Source organism: Spirosoma sp. 209 (assembly GCF_002006735.1).
GTDB lineage: Bacteria > Bacteroidota > Bacteroidia > Cytophagales > Spirosomataceae > Spirosoma > Spirosoma sordidisoli.
This window is the reverse complement of sequence record NZ_MVEC01000011.1, coordinates 36295-54238: the sequence shown is the minus strand read 5'-3', so window position 1 is coordinate 54238 and position 17944 is coordinate 36295. Positions and strand designations below refer to the sequence as shown.

General features: G+C 58.2%; 14 protein-coding genes. 11 read left to right on the top strand and 3 right to left on the bottom strand.

Features of this window, described 5'->3' with window-relative positions; all coding sequences use genetic code 11:
• The first annotated feature begins 206 nt into the window (after positions 1–206).
• From kduI to B1C80_RS18370, 9 genes are all read left to right on the top strand, one after another.
• Positions 207–1037 carry a 5-dehydro-4-deoxy-D-glucuronate isomerase gene (gene kduI, locus B1C80_RS18410; protein ID WP_236648830.1) on the top strand — a complete coding sequence of 277 codons (831 nt, stop codon included), beginning with the start codon at positions 207–209 and terminating at the stop codon, positions 1035–1037.
• Complete coding sequence (locus tag B1C80_RS18405) at positions 1034–2227, top strand: glycoside hydrolase family 88 protein (RefSeq protein WP_077922676.1); 1194 nt, start codon at positions 1034–1036, stop codon at positions 2225–2227. Before kduI ends, B1C80_RS18405 begins: the two co-directional genes overlap by 4 nt.
• A gap of 170 nt (positions 2228–2397) precedes the next feature.
• Positions 2398–5550 (top strand): TonB-dependent receptor, encoded by a 3153-nt coding sequence (locus tag B1C80_RS18400; RefSeq protein WP_077922675.1) that lies wholly within the window; start codon positions 2398–2400, stop codon positions 5548–5550.
• Between the two features lie 20 nt (positions 5551–5570).
• Positions 5571–7319, top strand: a complete 1749-nt coding sequence (locus B1C80_RS18395) for a RagB/SusD family nutrient uptake outer membrane protein (RefSeq protein WP_077922674.1) — start codon at positions 5571–5573, stop codon at positions 7317–7319.
• A 67-nt stretch (positions 7320–7386) separates the two neighbouring features.
• Positions 7387–7782 carry a hypothetical protein gene (locus B1C80_RS18390; RefSeq protein WP_077922673.1) on the top strand — a complete coding sequence of 132 codons (396 nt, stop codon included), beginning with the start codon at positions 7387–7389 and terminating at the stop codon, positions 7780–7782.
• Positions 7783–7788: 6 nt separating this feature from the next.
• Positions 7789–8784: a DUF4466 family protein gene (locus tag B1C80_RS18385; protein WP_077922672.1), complete on the top strand. Its 996-nt coding sequence runs from the start codon at positions 7789–7791 to the stop codon at positions 8782–8784.
• 66 nt (positions 8785–8850) lie between these two features.
• Positions 8851–10062 carry an alginate lyase family protein gene (locus tag B1C80_RS18380; protein WP_077922671.1) on the top strand — a complete coding sequence of 404 codons (1212 nt, stop codon included), beginning with the start codon at positions 8851–8853 and terminating at the stop codon, positions 10060–10062.
• Positions 10063–10119: 57 nt separating this feature from the next.
• Positions 10120–12069 (top strand): heparinase II/III family protein, encoded by a 1950-nt coding sequence (locus B1C80_RS18375; RefSeq protein WP_077922670.1) that lies wholly within the window; start codon positions 10120–10122, stop codon positions 12067–12069.
• A 148-nt stretch (positions 12070–12217) separates the two neighbouring features.
• Positions 12218–13015, top strand: a complete 798-nt coding sequence (locus B1C80_RS18370; protein WP_077922669.1) for an MBL fold metallo-hydrolase — start codon at positions 12218–12220, stop codon at positions 13013–13015.
• Positions 13016–13080: 65 nt separating this feature from the next.
• On the opposite strand, the gene B1C80_RS18365 is transcribed toward B1C80_RS18370, so the two are convergent.
• From B1C80_RS18365 to B1C80_RS18355, 3 genes are all read right to left on the bottom strand, one after another.
• Positions 13081–13782 carry an SDR family NAD(P)-dependent oxidoreductase gene (locus B1C80_RS18365; RefSeq protein WP_077922668.1) on the bottom strand — a complete coding sequence of 234 codons (702 nt, stop codon included), beginning with the start codon at positions 13780–13782 and terminating at the stop codon, positions 13081–13083.
• Positions 13783–13852: 70 nt separating this feature from the next.
• A complete protein-coding gene (gene folE / locus B1C80_RS18360; protein WP_077922667.1) occupies positions 13853–14641 on the bottom strand; it encodes a GTP cyclohydrolase I FolE in 789 nt (262 codons plus the stop codon).
• Positions 14604–15035: a 6-carboxytetrahydropterin synthase gene (locus B1C80_RS18355; RefSeq protein WP_077922666.1), complete on the bottom strand. Its 432-nt coding sequence runs from the start codon at positions 15033–15035 to the stop codon at positions 14604–14606. Before B1C80_RS18355 ends, folE begins: the two co-directional genes overlap by 38 nt.
• 260 nt (positions 15036–15295) lie before the next feature.
• On the opposite strand from B1C80_RS18355, the gene B1C80_RS18350 reads away from it, so the two are divergent.
• Complete coding sequence (locus tag B1C80_RS18350; RefSeq protein WP_077922865.1) at positions 15296–16402, top strand: MBL fold metallo-hydrolase; 1107 nt, start codon at positions 15296–15298, stop codon at positions 16400–16402.
• Between the two features lie 80 nt (positions 16403–16482).
• Positions 16483–17856: a Gfo/Idh/MocA family protein gene (locus B1C80_RS18345; protein ID WP_077922665.1), complete on the top strand. Its 1374-nt coding sequence runs from the start codon at positions 16483–16485 to the stop codon at positions 17854–17856.
• Positions 17857–17944: the final 88 nt, after the last annotated feature.

Genomic DNA, 17944 nt, shown 5'->3' with positions numbered 1-17944 from the left:
GAAAAAGCTAAATGACCTGTACAGTCAACCTTTCTTTTTTGTTAGAAACAACCGCTCTCCACCCAGGCTCATTTATCACTTTTCCAACACAGTACGCCTGCCATATACCTAATTAAGCTTCTTGTAAAGAGACCATTCCAGTCCGTATCTATTCCAGCTAATCTCAAACACGTACTCGTTTTCGCATGATAACAGACACTACCGTAATGCCCATTCTCCACGCGGTTGGCCTGGGTGAAATGCAACATTTCACCACGGAGAAATTGCGCGATCATTTTCTGGTCGAATCCCTGTTCGAGCCCGACAGCATCCAGACGGTATACACTCATTACGATCGGGTGATCGTTGGTGGCGTGCTACCGATCTACGATTCGATCGAGCTTCCTCCCTACGACAATCTTAAAACCTCGTTTTTCCTGGAGCGTCGCGAACTGGGCATCATCAACGTAGGCGGCCCCGGCTCGGTTGTAGTCGATGGTACTTCCTATTCCCTGACGGCGCTCGACGCCTTGTACGTGGGCCAGGGAAGCCGGTCGGTGACGTTCCAGAGCTTTGATGCCGGTGAGCCGGCCCGCTTTTTTCTGATGTCGGCCCCGGCCCATTACGCCCACCCGACGGCTAAACTGGCCAAAGAAGACGCCAGCCCCATCCGGCTCGGGGCCCGGGAAACGGCCAACGAACGGACCATCTACAAATACATCCATGCCGCCGGACTAGCCAGCTGCCAGCTCGTGATGGGCCTTACGGTCCTGGAACCGGGTAGTGTCTGGAACACGATGCCCGCGCACGTACACGACCGGCGTATGGAGGCCTACTGCTATTTCGACCTGCACCCCGACCATCGCGTCTTTCACCTTATGGGTCCGCCCGATCAGACCCGCCATCTCGTCGTGGCCAACCACCAGGCCATTATTTCTCCGCCCTGGTCCATTCACTCGGGTTGCGGCACCTCTTCGTATTCCTTTATCTGGGGTATGGCCGGCGAAAACAAAGACTTCGCCGACATGGACTTCTCACCTATTTCAGCACTACGATGATCAAACGTTCTATTTCTATACTTGGCCTGGTTTTACTGACCCAACTGGCGCCGGCCCAGACGCCCATCGACGTCAAGGGTGCTTTTGCCTTCGCGGCTCAGCAATACGAGGGCATGTTGCAGTCGCATCCCGACACGACCAAATTTCCGCAGTCGACCAACCCCGACGGCAGCCCGCGCGATATGAAATCGAGCTGGTGGTGCAGCGGTTTCTTCGGCGGATCGCTCTGGTACCTGTTCGAGCAGACCGGCGACCCGAAGTGGAAAGACGCGGCCCACAAATGGACCATGGCCGTTGCCAAAGAGCAGCACAACACCGGCACCCACGATCTGGGCTTCATGCTCTACTGCCCCTTCGGAAACGGGTACCGGCTCACCAAAAATCCGCAGTACCGCACCATCATGCTGACGGGTGCGCAGTCGCTCTCGACCCGGTTCCGGCCCGATTACGGGGTCATCAAATCGTGGAACAGCTTCAAGGATAAGGCCGGCGAAAAGTACGACTATCCCGTCATCATCGATAACATGATGAACCTGGAGTTCCTGTTCTGGGCCGCCCGCGAGTCGGGAGACAAACGACTTCGGGACCTCAGCGTTACCCATGCGAACCAGACCCTGAAAAACCACTTCCGGCCCGATGCCAGCAGCTACCACGTCATCTGCTACGGCGACGGTGGCAAGGTGCTGGCCCGCCGAACCCACCAGGGCTATGCCGACGAGTCGGCCTGGGCGCGGGGCCAGGCCTGGGCGCTGTACGGCTATACGACCATGTACCGCGAAACCAAAGACAAAACGTACCTGCAGCAGGCCCAGCGCATTGCCGACTTTTTCCTGAACCACCCCAACCTGCCCGCCGATAAAATTCCGTATTGGGACTTCAACGCGCCGGGCATCCCGAACGAAGAGCGCGACGCATCGGCCGGCGCTATTGCGTCTTCGGCCCTGCTGGAGCTAAGCACCTATGGCGGCCCCTCGGCCAAAAAATACTACCAGTCGGCGGTGCAGATGCTGGAAAGCCTGTCGGGACCTGCCTACCGGGCTAAAGTGGGCGAGAACAACCATTTTATCCTGAAGCACAGTGTGGGTCACAAACCCGGCAAGAGCGAGATCGACGTGCCGCTGGTCTACGCCGACTACTACTACCTGGAAGCATTGCTGCGCTACGATGCGCTGCGCAAAAAACGCAGCTAACCCCGCCTAACCAGACACGAATCGATACTCATTCAGTAAGCCGCCATACGTTGGTGCCCGCCCGTTTTACGGGTTGGCACCCGCTTATAAACGACTTCTCCCAGCGGCCTGCTCCCGATTAGATTGATTACCCCATTGCCTGTAAACCAATTAACCTGTGATTCTTGCTCATGTATAAACCTCTATCTACTCACGTCATACGGCCGATGATGCACGGCTGGCTAGCCGTAGCGCTGGTCACCGGAGCCGCCCTCGGGCAGGCCGTGACGCCGGGAAGCGGGCAAACGCCTGCCACCCGCCCCGTGGGCTCCTACCGGTTCAGCGGTCGGGTGCTCGACGAAAAAGGAACCGGCCTCCCCGGTGCAACGGTGGTGTTGAAAAACGACGCCAAAACGGGAACGACATCCGATGCCGATGGCAAATTCACGATCAACGTACCTACCGGTGGCGGTACACTCGTGGTGTCGGCCATCGGGTACCTCCCCAAAGAGGTAGCCATCACCAGCGAAACCACCCTCGATGTGGCCATGGCGCCCGACATCAAGACCCTGAACGAGGTAGTCGTTGTTGGATACGGTACCCAGAAAAAAGAGAACCTGACGGGGGCGGTTGCCGCCATCACCATCGATGAAAAAATCGCCAGCCGCTCGCTGGCCAACGTATCGTCGGGCCTTTCGGGGCTGATTCCGGGCCTCGCCGTTCAGCAGTCGACGGGGCAGGCGGGTCGCAGTGGAGCCGCACTGGTGATCCGGGGGTTGGGTACGGTCAACAACGCCGGTCCGCTGATCGTCGTCGACGGTATTCCCGATGTCGACATCAACCGGATCGACATGAACGACGTGGCCAGCATCTCGGTACTGAAAGACGCGGCTTCGGCCTCGGTCTACGGCTCGCGGGCGGCCAATGGCGTGGTGCTGATCACCACCAAAAACGGTTCGCAGAACAAGAAAGCGCAGATCAGCTACACGGGCACCTACGGCCTGTCGCAGCCTACCAACTTCTACAATTACTTCGACGATTACGCCCGGTCGCTGACCATGCACCTGCGGGCGTCCGGCGCCGGAGCCTCGTCGACGACCTATCGCTACGGCACGGTAGAAGACTGGCTGTCGAAGAGTATGGTCGATCCGATCAAGTACCCCAGCACCAACTGGTGGGACGTCATCCTGCGCGACAACGGCCGGATTCAGACCCACAACCTGTCGGCCTCGGGCGGTACAGACCGGGCTAACTTCTACCTGTCGGCGGGTATTTTCGATGAATTGGGGGTGCTGATCAACCACAACTACCGCCGGTATAACACCCGTTTCAACCTCGACTACAAAGTCCGGGACAACATCAAAGTCGGTATCCGGATGGATGGTCAGTGGTCCAAGCAGGAGTACGCCAACCAGGAAGGATTTATCACCTACAACGGAACGGCCGGCTATGACATCCGGTACGCGGTGGCGGGTATACTGCCGAAGAACCCGAACACCGGCCAGTATGGCGGTATTATGGCCTACGGTGAAGATGCCTTTGCCCGGAATATGCTCTCTCAATTTGAGGTGAACCACAACCAGAACGACCGGCAGGAACTGAACGCCAACCTCTACGGCGAGTGGAACCCAATTGAGGGCCTGACCGTACGGGGCGACTACGGCCTGCGGTACTACAACCAGTTCGTCAAGAGCTATTCTGACCCCACCGACGAGTACAACTTCCAGACGGGACTGATTGCGCGGAACCTGGTAGCCCCCAGCGCCGGCATCAGCAATGCGGTCAACTCCGGCTACAAAACCCTGCTGCAGGGGCGGGTGACTTACAACAAAACCCTGTTCGGCAACCACCAGCTCAGCCTGCTGGGCGCGTATACGGAAGAATACTGGTTCAACCGCAACCTGTCGGCCAGCCGTCAGGACCGGATCAACCCGCTGCTGAGCGAGATAGACGCAGCCCTGACCACGACCCAGGCCGCCGGTGGCAACTCCGATGCCGAAGGGCTGCGGTCGGGTATTGGCCGGGTCAACTACGTCGTCAACGATCGGTATCTGTTCGAAGTCAACGCGCGTTACGACGGCTCCAGCAAGTTTCTGCCGGGTTTCCAGTACGGTTTCTTCCCGTCGGCTTCGGCCGGATGGCGCTTTTCGGAAGAGCCGTTTTTCAAGCGGTTTTCCAACTTCCTCTCATCGGGTAAGGTGCGGGCCTCGATCGGTAAACTCGGGAATAACTCGGGCGTGGGCCGGTATGAGCAGCGCGACATCTTCAACCTGACCAACTACATCCTGAACGGCAAAATCGTTAAGGGTTTCAGCTCGGCCAAGATCATCAACGAAGACTTCTCCTGGGAAGAAACGAACGTGACCAACCTGGGGCTCGACCTGGTTTTCTTCGGCGGACGGCTGTCGAGTGAGATCGATTTTTACCAGAAGCTTACGACCGGCATGATCCGGCCATCTACCCTGTCGGCGTTTCTGTCGGGGTATTCGGCGCCCCGCGTCAACATTGGCGAGCTGCGCAACCGCGGTCTGGAGGTGAACCTGACCTACCGCGCCAAAGTCCGCGACGCCAACGTGGGCGCCAACCTGAACCTGGCGTTCAACCGCAACAAGCTGCTCCAGTGGAACGAGTTTCTGGGCAAGGGCTTTACGTACCTCAACATGCCCTACCACTTTGCCTACAGCCGCGTAGCGACGGGCATTGCCCAGAGCTGGGAAGACATCGCCAATGCTCCTTACCAGGGCCAGTACTTCTCGCCGGGCGATATTCTCTACAAAGACCTCAACGGCGATGGTCAGGTCAACGACGAAGACCGCAAAGCACAGCCGCAGTTTAACCGCGACCAGCCCATCGGCACCTACGGGCTTAACCTGTTCGGCAACTGGCGCGGCTTCGACGTCAGCGTACTGTGGCAGGCCGCAACGGGCCGGAAAGACTTCTGGCTCGAGCCGTTCAACAACGTCAACGTACCCTCTACGCGTAACGCCTTCCAGGATTTCCACTGGAACGACACCTGGAACCTGGATAACCGGTCGGCTTCGCTGCCGCGGCTGGTCAGCGGTTCAGGAGCCAACAACCAGGCCGAATCGACGTTCTGGCTGGATAGTTTCAGCTACCTGCGGCTGAAAAACATCCAGGCTGGCTACAACATCCCGGCCAAGGTAACGAGCCGCTTCGGCGTAAGCCGCCTGCGGATCTACGCCACGGCCGAGAACCTGCTGACCTTCACCAAATACCGGGGTGTCGATCCCGAGAAGAGCACCAGCGTAGCCGGCGTCGACAACCAGGACGATCCGTTCCCGCTGCTGCGCTCGTTCTCGTTCGGTCTGAACCTTAATCTGTAGTCTCTCTCCGACTCATTCTCATGAAACGACTTACCAAACTATATTGTCTGCTGGGCGTAGCCCTGATGACGGCGGCCTCCTGCACGGAAGACCTGCTCGACCAGGTACCTACCACGCAGCTGTCGTCTGACCTGTTCTGGAAAACAGCCGACGACGCCATCTTTGCCGTCAACGGCGTTTACGAAGCCAACCGAACCACGTTTGACCGCGATTATTACTTCGACGGAGCCGGTGAATTTGTGCATACCCGCGGCACTAGCAACAACCAGGGCGCGTTTAACCCCGGCGGCATCGGCTCGGCTACCAACGCCACCAACGGTGGCAACTTCGGCTTTTTGTGGGGCGACTGCTACCGGGCCATTAACCGGGCCAACTACGTGCTGGCCAACATCGGCACCCTGCGGGCTACCTTACAGTCGCCCACGGACCAGGCCCTGATGAACCGGCTGACGGGCGAGGTGCGCTTCATTCGTGCACTGAACTACTTCCGGCTGATCGATCTATGGGGTGATGTGCCGTATTTCACGAAGCGACTCGACGGCAACGCCGAAGCCTATACCCTCACCCGCACCCCGCGGGCGGCCGTGAAAGATTCGATCCTGGCCGACCTGAGCTATGCGGCTTCGGTACTGCCCGAAACCTACACCGGCGATAACCAGGGACGGGCCTCGCAGCGGGCGGCTCTGGCCTTCAGCGGCAAAGTCAACCTGTACTGGGCCTGCTGGATGAAAAACGAGGGAAAAACCGCCGAAGCCCAGAAGCATTACATGGCGGCAGCGGCTGAGTTCAAGAAGATTATCGACAAGAATATTCCGCTGTTCCGGAATGGCGAACCCGGCCCGATCGATAACCCCAACTACTGGCACCTGTTCCAGTATTTCAACGAATACGATCCCGAGATTCTTTTCTCGGTTCAGTTTGGCGGGCCGCTGCTGGGGCAGGGCGAAGAGCTGATGCGCGACTTCGGCACCCGCAACACCGGCAACGCCCAGTGCTGGGTAGCGCCCACCTACCGGCTGGCCAACCGGTATCAGCTGGTGAGCACCGGCGACTTTGCGCCCCCGCTCGTGCTGAGCCGCAACACTACCCTCGTCAACAGCGCCACGAATCCCCGGTCCTACATTGGTCGCGATTACCGGATGCGGGCTACGATGCTGTGGGACGAGCAAAAAATGGTTCGGCTCTCGACCGACGGCCTCAACGCGCTCGACAGCATTCCTTTCCGCTTCGGCAGCCGCGACGGGGTTACGTATATCAACTACGACGGCGCCCCGGCCGGGTATATCTTCCGGAAATGGGTACGCCAGACGGGCGGTATCGGCCGCAGCGACGGTCCGCAGGATATCTACCTCATGCGCCTGCCCGACGTGTGGCTGATGTATGCCGAAGCCGTTAACGAGATCAACGGTGGCCCTACGCCCGAGCTCTTTACCCTGCTCAACCGCATCCGTCGACGGGGTAACCTGCCCGCGCTGAACCAGGCTAAGTTTGCCACCCAGGCCGAATTCTTCAAAGCCATCGAACAGGAGCGGATCGTTGAGCTGGTGGGCGAAGGTCACCGCTTCTTCGACATCCGCCGGTGGAGAAAAGCCGAAGAAATCTGGCCGATGCCAGCCGGGCAGGTCCTCTTCGACAGCCAGGGCACCCGCGTCCGCGATGAATTTGTGAATGCCGACCTGCGCGCCTACCAGCGGTATTATATCTTCCAGATTCCGACCAGCGAAATTGAAGTAAACCCGAACATTATTCAGAACGAACCCTGGCTATAAGCCCCGGGCCTGCCAGCGCCATCTGCTGGTTGGGCAACCCGGCTTTGGCCCATAAATACCCTGTTCGATGAACCAGTCTTTGTTTTCCAAACTCCTCTGTATGCTGGCCGTTATAGGCCTGCTTTCCTGCAGCAACGATCCCATTGATGACACCGGTCTGCTGATTACCGGCCGGTCGCAGTGCTACGTTACCTTTTTCGACCTGCTCGGCTCCGACCACCGGACCGTGCTGGTCAGCGGCCAGACCAAGATCGACACGACGGCGCTGACCGTGACGGCCGTGGCGCGGTTCGGCACCAACATGCAGCGCGTCAAACCGTATTGCAGTGTCGTGACCGATGCCATCGTAGAACCCACCATGGGTATCTGGACGGACTTCCGCCAGCCGCAGACCTATACAGTCGTGTCGGGCAACCGGCAGGTACGCAAAACCTACACAGTAACGGTCACCCTTCAACAATAACTGCCCATGCGCCACTATCTATTTCCGCTGATCCCGGTTGTTGCTGCCTTACTGACGGTTGGCTGCCAGCCTAGCGTAAGCCCGGACGAAGGGCCTCTAAGAAACGACCTGCTCAAAAAAACGACGGGGCCCGCCGTGGTGGGCGACCGGATCGAGTTTGCCTACGCCATCGGTACCCTCGAAGGTGACCTGAAAACCGTTCGGGCCGAAGCGACCCTGCCCGGCGGCACCGGCACTGGCTTCGACCGGTTTTCCTGGTACACCAACCGCAGCACCGGCGTCGATGAACCGCTGGCGACGGCGGGCGACACCGCTACCCGAGGAGCCATATCGACCGCTAATATCCTGGATGTAGCCACCAACAAGGCTATTACGCTGCGGTATTATTACTACCCCACGGCAGCGTCGCAGGGGAAAGATGTATCGTTCCGGTTCAGTGTTACCTCCTCCACCGGTAAGGAAGTCAGCATCCAGTCGCCGACCTACCGCATCAGCCGTATGGACATGAAACGGTCTATCGTACTGGCCGACGGCGCCAAAGCCTACATCTCGCTGGCCGACATGACGGCCTATACCAAAGCCGAAGTCGAGCAGAACAACCTGGCCAGCAAAATCGATCTGGTCTACATCTACCGGCCAACCCTCGGCGCGGGCAACTATGCCTTCGGCCATGCGCTGGTAGCGCCTTCGAACGCCGATTACCTCAAGGACGTCGTCCTGCCAACCGGACTGGCTAAACCCCGTACGGCCATCGACAAGCGGGTCGACGTGAAGGATGCCCAGCTGCGCGGCACCGCCGGTTTCGACGTCTATATCGACGATATCGATCTGGAGCGGACCACCTTCACCAACGTAGCAGACTACGCCTATGGCATGGCTGCGGATCAGGGCGCCTTCGTGAAAACGGCTGACGGCGCCTACGCGGCCTACGTCTATGTAAACGGGGTCAACAACACCGCCAAAACCATGACGGTGAGCATCAAACGGCTCAAGCTGAACTAACCGGCCTACACCCGTACCGTTGTCGAGACGGTACGGGTTGTACTGGTTCCCCTCCCCCACGAATCGATGAACAAGCTGACTCAACGACTGGCACTTTGCGGCTGCCTGATTGGTATAGCCCTGGTTTTTGACTCGGTGGCGCAACCCGTCAGAAAACCGGCCACGTTCCTGCTGGATGCTACGCTGCTACAGGCCAGCAAACAGAAGATCCGGCAGGGTGACCCGGCGATGACGGCGGCCCGGCAGGCCTTGCTGACCGCTGCCGACCAGGTGCTGACCCGACCGGCTCACTCGGTCATGGAAAAGAGCAAAACGCCCCCCAGCGGCAACAAACACGATTACATGAGCGTGGGACCCTACTGGTGGCCCGACACGACCAAACCCAACGGATTACCGTACATCCGCAAAGACGGCCAGATCAACCCGGAGCGGTCGGCCATTGTGGACGAGACCTACCTCAAGAACCTCTGCGACGACGTGCAGACGCTGGCACTGGCGTACTATTATTCAGACAATGAGACTTACGCCCGTCGCGCGGCCGAGCGGCTGAGGATCTGGTTCCTGGACCCGGCTACCAAAATGAACCCGAACCTGAACTACGGCCAGGCTATTCCGGGAATTACCGAAGGCCGGGGCATCGGACTGATCGACAGCCGGGGGCTGGCCAACCTGACCGATGCCGTTCAGCTGCTGCAGGGATCGAAAGCCTGGTCAAAACAAGATCATCGGGCGCTTCAGGGCTGGGTGCAGCAGTTCATGGACTGGATGCTGACCAGCCCCATCGGCAAGGATGAAGAAGATGAGCATAACAACCACGGCACTTATTATGACGTACAGACGGTAGCGTTCGCGCTTTTTCTGGACAACCGGGCGCTGGCCCGGCAGATGCTCGAACAGAAGACCATGAAGCGGATTCAGACGCAGCTCAAACCAGACGGTAGCCAGCCGCATGAACTGGCCCGTACGCTGTCCTGGAACTACTCGATCATGAACCTGAAAGGCTTTTTCACCCTGGCGCAACTGGCCGAAACCGTAGGCGTCGACCTCTGGAACTACCAGACCCCCGACGGCAAAAGCATCCGAAAGGCGTATGAATGGCTGGTGCCCTACGCCCGCCAGGAAAAGCCCTGGACCTTTCAGCAGATCAAGGCCCTGCACGTAGAGGAGTTTGCTCCCCTGCAGGCCGTTGCCGGTCAGAAGTACGGCCAATCAACAGCTGCAGCCCGCGACACCGGCGTGTTTGCCCTGACCCATTCGTTATTCTGGCAGCGGTTATAGCCGCTACCTTTTCTCAGGCCGGTGGATGACCCACCCGCCACATCCTGACCCAATTCTATGAAACACGTAGCTGGAGTATGCGTTGCCCTGCTCGTCAGTCTGGCGGCCTTCGGGCAGCAGGCTGATTTGCTGAGCGGTAAATTCACGAAAGAGCAGTTGAAGAGCGTCCTGATCCCGCAGGCCAGATGGACCCCTTTTCCCAAACGCGACGACCGGGCGGGCTGGGCCAAAGCCGATCAGGCCATGATGCAGGCCTATGTCAAAAAAGCCGAAACGTACCTGACCTACACCTGGCCGTATATTCCGGCCACCAAATCGCTGCTCATCGAACGCACCGGCGACCGGGATCAGTACCAGAACGTCAGTTTTGAAAAGCGCGAGGTGCTGGGTACACTGCTGCTGGCCGAGATCTACGAAAACAAAGGCCGGTTTGTTGACCCCATCATCGACGGCGTCTGGTCCATTTGTGAAGAGTCGTTCTGGGGCGTGCCGGCCCACCTGCCGCGCTCCCGCTCGTATGCCGGGCTGATGGACGTGTCGAAACCGTTTGTCGACCTGTTTGCGGCCGAAACCGCCACCTACCTGGCCTGGGTCGACTATTACCTCGGTGACAAGCTGGATGCCGTTTCGCCCCAGATCCGCAAACGGATCTATACGGAAACCAATAACCGGATTTTTCAGCCTCTGATGACGCAGCCCCACGGCTGGATGACCAAGACCGCTGCGGGTCGCGCGCCCAACAACTGGAACCCCTGGATCTGCTCCAACTGGCTCAACGCGGTGCTGCTGCTGGAAAAAGACGACGACAAACGAGCGTCATCCGTGCATAAGCTGCTCGACGTGCTGGACGAATTCCTGAACCCGTATCCGCAGGATGGCGGCTGCGACGAGGGGCCCAGCTACTGGGGAGCCGCTGCCGCGTCGCTCTATGATAACATTGCGCTGCTGAACACTGCCAGTAACGATGCCTTTGCCTATGTCTATGCCGACGAGAAGGTCAGAAACATGGGCCGGTTTATCTACCGCGCCCAGATCAGCGACCGCTACTTCCTGAACTTTGCCGACGCCGATCCGCAGCCCGGTATGGCCGCGACGATGATTTACCGATACGGCAAAGCCATCAACGACCCCGACATGATGCGGTTCGGTGCCTACTACCGCAAACCGGAGACGGGCGCTGTCGGCAAGTTTCATTACTTCCGCCACTTCTATTCCCTGTTTATGCAGGACGAGTTTCAGAAAGCCGCCCAGGGATTGCCCCTGCCTCAGAACGTCTGGTTACCCGACCTGCAGGTCTTTGCCGCCCGCGACAAAGCCGGTACCACCGACGGGTTCTACGTAGCGGCCAAAGGCGGGCACAACGACGAAAGCCATAACCACAACGACATCGGCAATTACGTGGTCTATTACAACGGTCAGCCGCTGCTGATCGACGTGGGTCGGGGCACCTACACCCGCAAAACCTTCAGCGACAAGCGGTATGAGATCTGGTACAACTGCTCCGACTACCACAACCTGCCCACCATCAACGGCAAGACCCAGCCGCCGGGCATGACCTACAAAGCCAGCCAGGTAACCTACAAAGCCGGTAACGCCACCACCCAGTTTGGCGTCGATATTGCGAAGGCCTACCCGGCCGATGCGGGGGTGAAAAGCTGGCAGCGGACGGTTCGGCTCAACCGGGGTAAAAACGTTCAGATCACAGACGTGATCAGCCTGGATAAAGCCAGTTCACTCACCCAGCATCTGATGACCTGCTACCCGGCGGAGGTACTGAAACCCGGCGAGCTGCTCGTTCACTACCAGCCCAACGATCAGCCGGCCAAAGACTTTGTGGTGACCTACAATCCGAAGCAGATGCAGGTAGCCGTCGAGAAAGTAAAGCTCGACGCGCCCGAAGACCGGGGTATTGTCAGCAAATGGGGCGATACCATTTACCGGATCAACTGTACCGTAGTGGCTCCCAAACCCGCAGACACCTTTCTGTTTACCGTGGCGGCTAAATAGTCGACTTCTATCATTCGTTTTTTACCCGACCAACCGGCCTGTAGGAATTGCAGGCCGGTTTATTTTTGTGTAATTGTGCCGGTACTGCCGCCGTCGGCAACCTCTTCCTGCCTATTTTTGTTGTTTCGTTTCATCCCTCCGTACCGGCATGTCGCTTTACATCACCTCGCTTAATTCAGGCAGTAACGGAAACTGCTACTACGTTGGCAACGACACCGAAGCCGTCCTGATCGATGTGGGCATTTCCTGCCGCCAGATCGAACGTCGGCTCGACCAGCTGGGCTTATCCATACATACCGTAAAGGCCATTTTCGTTTCCCACGAACATACCGACCACGTCAGCGGCATTCCGCAACTGGCTAAAAAGTACCAGCTTCCCGTATACATCACCGCCAGAACCCTGCAAAACTCCCGGCTGGCTTCGCAAGCGTATCCGCTCAGGCCGCTGCGCAGCGACAGCCCGGTCTGGATCGGCGATTTGTGCGTGTCGGCCTTCCTGAAGTTGCACGATGCCGCCGACCCACACAGTTTCCTGGTTCGCTATAAGGGGACCAACGTGGGGGTGTTCACGGATCTGGGGTACCCCTGTGAGTCGCTGATCGAGCATTTCAGCCAGTGTCATGCCGCCTTTCTGGAAGCCAATTACGACGAGGAGATGCTCGAAAACGGTCGATACCCGTATTTTCTGAAGCAGCGCATCCGGGGCGGCAAAGGGCACCTCTCCAATCAGCAGGCGCTGGCGTTGTTCAGAGCGCATAAACCGGCTCATATGAGTCACGTCCTGCTGGCTCACCTCTCCAAAGAAAACAACTGTCCCGACCTGGTAGCCTCCCAGTTTGCCCCGCACCGGGATAGCACTGAAGTCATCGTTGCGCCCCGCTATGCGGCTACGCCCGTTTATACCATCAAAGCCCCCGTCCCAGCCGAGACGGAGGTACCTGCCTAAACGCAAAAAAGCCGTCTTGCCGGAGCTGATGCCCGACAAGACGGCTTTACAATGGAGAAGTAGGTTTATTTCAGGCTGCCCATACCCCCATCGACCCCGATGATCTGGCCGGTAATCCAGCTCGCCTGGTCGGTGAGCAGATAAGCGGCCATGGTGGCAATATCCTCCGGAGAGCCGTACCGGTTGAGCGGGTGCCGTTTGTTGGCTGCTTCGCGCTTGGTATCGTCACCGAGCAGAAATTTGGCCATCGGCGTATCGGTCAGTGAAGGCGCTACGGCATTGACCCGAACATTAAACGGAGCCAGTTCGGCCGCCAGCGACTTGGTCAGTCCTTCCACCGCCGATTTGGCGACCGAAACCGACGAGTGCATACCCATCCCCAGCTTGGCCGCTACCGTACTGAACAGCACGATACTGGCCGACTTCGACTTCTTGATAGCGGCATAAGCCGTATGAATGGCCGACACCGCGCCCAGCACGTTTACCTGCAGATCATTGGAATAGTCGTCCAGGGTGAGCCGCTGAAATGGTTTCAGGTTGATGGTTCCGGGGCAGTAGACCAGCCCATGCAGGGTATCGGGCAGCTGGTTGAGCGCATCGGTCGCCGGGGCCTGGGTTACGTCCCACGTCATATGGGTCGACTGGATACCTTCGGGCTGGGTTCGGCCAGCGGTGAACAGGGTTGCGCCCTGCTCCTGAAGCTGCCGGGCCAGCGCGTGACCGATGCCCGAACTCGCCCCGACAATGAGGATGTTTTTGCCTTGCATAAAAAAAGGTTGCGGTTTTTACAGCTACGCTGGCTGACGCCAGACGGTACCCTGTAAAACCGCAAACCGGTTAGATAGTTACGTTCGACGTGCCGATATAGCGCAATAATTCCTGACGGGTAGCCTCTTCATCGAACTTGCCCCCGTAGGCAGCCGTAATGGTCGAGCTATTGACGTCGTGTACGCCCCGCGTCGACACGCAGAGGTGTTTGGCGTCGATGATGACCGCTACGTCTTCGGTCTCGAGCACCTTCTTCAGCTCGTCGGCAATCTGAACCGTCAGGCGTTCCTGCACCTGGGGACGCTTGCTGTAATATTCTACGATCCGGTTCAGCTTGGAGAGGCCGATGACCTTCCCGCTGGAGATGTAGGCCACGTGCGCCTTGCCAATGATCGGTACAAAATGGTGCTCGCAGTAGGTCTGCACCAGAATGTCTTTCTCGACCAGCATCTCGTTGTACCGGAACTTGTTCTCGAACAGGGTCGGTGCGGGTTTGTTGGCCGGGTCCAGGCCGCGGAAGATTTCCTTGACGTACATCTTGGCCACCCGCCGGGGCGATCCTTTGAGGCTGTCGTCGGTCAGGTCGAGGCCCAGAATACTCATGATCTCGCGGAAGTGCTCTTCAATCAGGTCGATTTTGGTATCGTCGTCCAGATCGAAGGCGTCGGGCCGCATGGGTGTATCAATCGAAGCAGCGCCGTGTTCGTCGCCGATTTCATCAATCAGTTCGTCGTGATGATGACCATTCAGGCCGTTACCGTTCATGTGTTTACCGTTCATGGGGTTTCCGTTCAGCGAAACGCCGTTCATAGCCTGTCCGTTAAGCGGGGTACTCGACGAAGTTCCGTTCCGTTTCATAAAGTCTGATTTTGAGGGCCAGGTCCTGGCTCAGCTGGTTGCGTAAAATTGTGTGAATAACGATGGCAATGTTTTCGGCCGACGGGTTCAGGTCGGCGAACTCATCGGTGTCGAGGTTGAGATTTTTGTGATCGAAGCGGTCGGTAACGTGCGTTTTGATCAGGTCACCGAGCTCTTTCATGTCGATGACATAGCCGGTTTCGGGATCGATGGGCCCCGTAACCTGAACAATCAGCTCGTAATTGTGTCCGTGATAATTGGGATTGTTGCACTTGCCGTAAACGCGGGCGTTTTTTTCGTCTGACCAGTTGGGGTTATTCAGACGATGGGCCGCGTTAAAGTGCTCTTTCCGAAACACAGCCACCCGCAGGGCATCGGCCCGGGAGGTTTCCATAAACTAGTAATCGAAAAATGGTTCGATCAACCTGTCGTTACAAAGTATGTGTACAACACAGGCAGACAGCAGAGCGTTGAAGAAAACCCGCTCTTTCGTGTGCGAATGATACCTATTTAACCCGTTTTCACCGGATCTTGTTCAACATTTCTTTAAAAAAGCTAAACAAGCGTAGGCAGGTTTATTTGTATAACGCCCGCTCTAAACGGTTTGTTCCCCCGGGTACCGAACGGAAGCCGACCCCACATGGTTTGCCTAACATGAAATCGCTTAAATCCACCATGCTCATCACCCTTATCATTCTGGCAACCCTGGCCATCGGGGGGTATATCTTTCTCCAGCAGCCCGTTTTTGGCCTGAATCCAGCCGACGCCCGGCTGGAGCGCATCAGCCAGTCGCCCAACTACCGCGACGGTGCTTTCCAGAATATCGCCCCCACGGCCATGATGCGCGAAGGAGCCTCCTACATCGCCATGATGAGCGACTTCCTGAACAAGCCCGCCACCAACGAACCGCCCCGGCCCATCCCTACCGTCCGTACCTCCCTGTCCAGTTTACCCGACGACACCCCCAGCCTGGTCTGGTTCGGGCATTCGTCCTACCTCATCAAGTCCAAAGGAGTTACGATTCTGGTCGATCCGGTCCTGAGCGGCAGCGCGTCGCCCATCGGGTATTTCGGCCGGTCGTTTCCGGGTTCGGATGCCTACAGCGCCGACGATATGCCCGCCATCGACATGCTGGTGCTGTCGCACGATCATTACGATCACCTCGATTACCAGACCATTACCCGGCTCATACCAAAAGTTAAACGGTTCTATACCGCCCTGGGCGTTGGTGCCCACCTCGAACGCTGGGGCGTGCCAGCCGACCGCATCGTTGAGTTCGACTGGTGGGAAACGCAGGCCGTGGCCGATAGCATCCGGCTCACGTCTACCCCGGCGCGACACTTCTCGGGACGGGGCCTGACCCGCGGCAAAACCTTCTGGACATCGTTCGTCCTCGACCTGCACGGCTACCGGCTGTTTCTGGGGGGCGACTCGGGCTACGACGAACAGTTTGCCAAAATAGGCGCTACCTACGGCCCGTTCGATCTGGCTATTCTGGAATGCGGTCAGTACGGCCGCGACTGGCCCAATATTCATATGTTTCCCGAAGAGGTCGTGAAGGCCGGTCAGGATCTGAAGGCTAAAACCGTTTTACCCGTTCACTGGAGTAAGTTCGCGCTGGCCTACCACCCCTGGAACGAGCCCATACAACGGTTTACAGAACGCGCCCGCGCGGTGGGGCTTCCCGTAACGACCCCCCGAATTGGTGAGCCGGTGGTACTGGGTGTGGCCTACCCGACCGAGGTCTGGTGGAATTTCTAGACACCGGCAGCGGCATCCGGTTTGGTGATAATCCGTATATTTCCGGTCGTGATTCCTGAAGTAGTCCTAACCTAATCCCCATGACCGCCACCACCCGACGCCAGTTTATCCGTACGGCCGCCCTCACCGGCACAGCCGCATCTATTTTCCCGACGGTACTGACCAGCCGCGCCGGACAGGCTGCCCAGGCCGACACCAAAGTCCGGCTTGGCTTCATTGGCGTCGGCCTGCGCGGACGCAGTCATGTAGAACAGGCACTGTATCGCGACGACGTTGTCATTCCGGCCATCTGCGACGTTGACCCGGACAGCATTGCCCGCACCAACGCCATGATCCAGAAAGCGGGCCGACCGCTGCCCGAAGCCTATACCAAAGGCAGCGAAGCCTTTTTGCAGATGCTCAAACGCGACGACCTCGACGGCGTCGTGATTGCTACCCCCTGGGAATGGCACGTACCCATGGCCGTAGCGACCATGAAAGCCGGCAAGTACGCAGCGGTTGAAGTATCGGCAACGGTAACGCTTCAGGAGTCGTGGGATCTGGTCAACACCTCCGAGAAAACAAAGATGCCCTGCATGATTCTGGAGAACGTCTGCTACCGGCGCGACGTGCTGGCGGTACTCAACATGATCCGGCAGGGCCTGTTCGGCGAAATGACCTACGCCCACTGCGGCTACCAGCACGACCTGCGCGAAGTGAAGTTCAACGACGGCAAAAAAGCCTATGGCGGTGGGGTCGAGTTCGGCGAAAAAGGCTTTTCGGAAGCCCGCTGGCGCACCCAACACTCCGTAGACCGCAACGGGGATCTGTACCCAACCCACGGCCTCGGTCCGGTGGCCCACTGGCTCAACATCAACCGGGGCAACCGCTTCGTCCGGCTAACCAGTATGGCCACCAAAAGCCGCGGGCTGCATAAGTACGTTGTCGACAAGGGCGGAGCCGACCACCCCAACGCCAAAGTCAACTTCAAACTCGGCGATGTGGTAACGACCATGATCGAGTGCGCCAACGGCGAAAACATCGTGATCATGCACGACACCAACTCACCCCGCCCCTACTCGCTCGGCTTCCGGGCGCAGGGCACGCAGGGTATCTGGATGGACGATAACGACATGATCTACCTCGAAGGTACCTCGCCCAAAGCCCACACCTGGGAGCCTTTTGCCGCCTATCAGGAGAAATACGACCACCCGCTCTGGAAACGGCACTCCCAAACCGCCGACAAAGCCGGGCATGGCGGCATCGACTTTTTCGTCTTGCGGGCGTTTATCGAAGCCGTCAAAGCCAAAGGCCCCGTTCCGATCGACGTCTATGACGCAGCCGTCTGGAGCGCCATCAGCCCCCTGTCCGAACAAAGCATTGCCGGGAACAGCAAAGCGGTCGATATTCCCGACTTCACCCGGGGCAAATGGAAGACCAACCCACCGGTTTTCGGGTTAAACGACAATTTTTGAAAAAATTTAATAATATTGGCTAGCGAATGCCTGCCGTCTCTTCGACACCGGTCGTTTTCTGTTCATTAGCCCATCGTTTTTTGTTGCT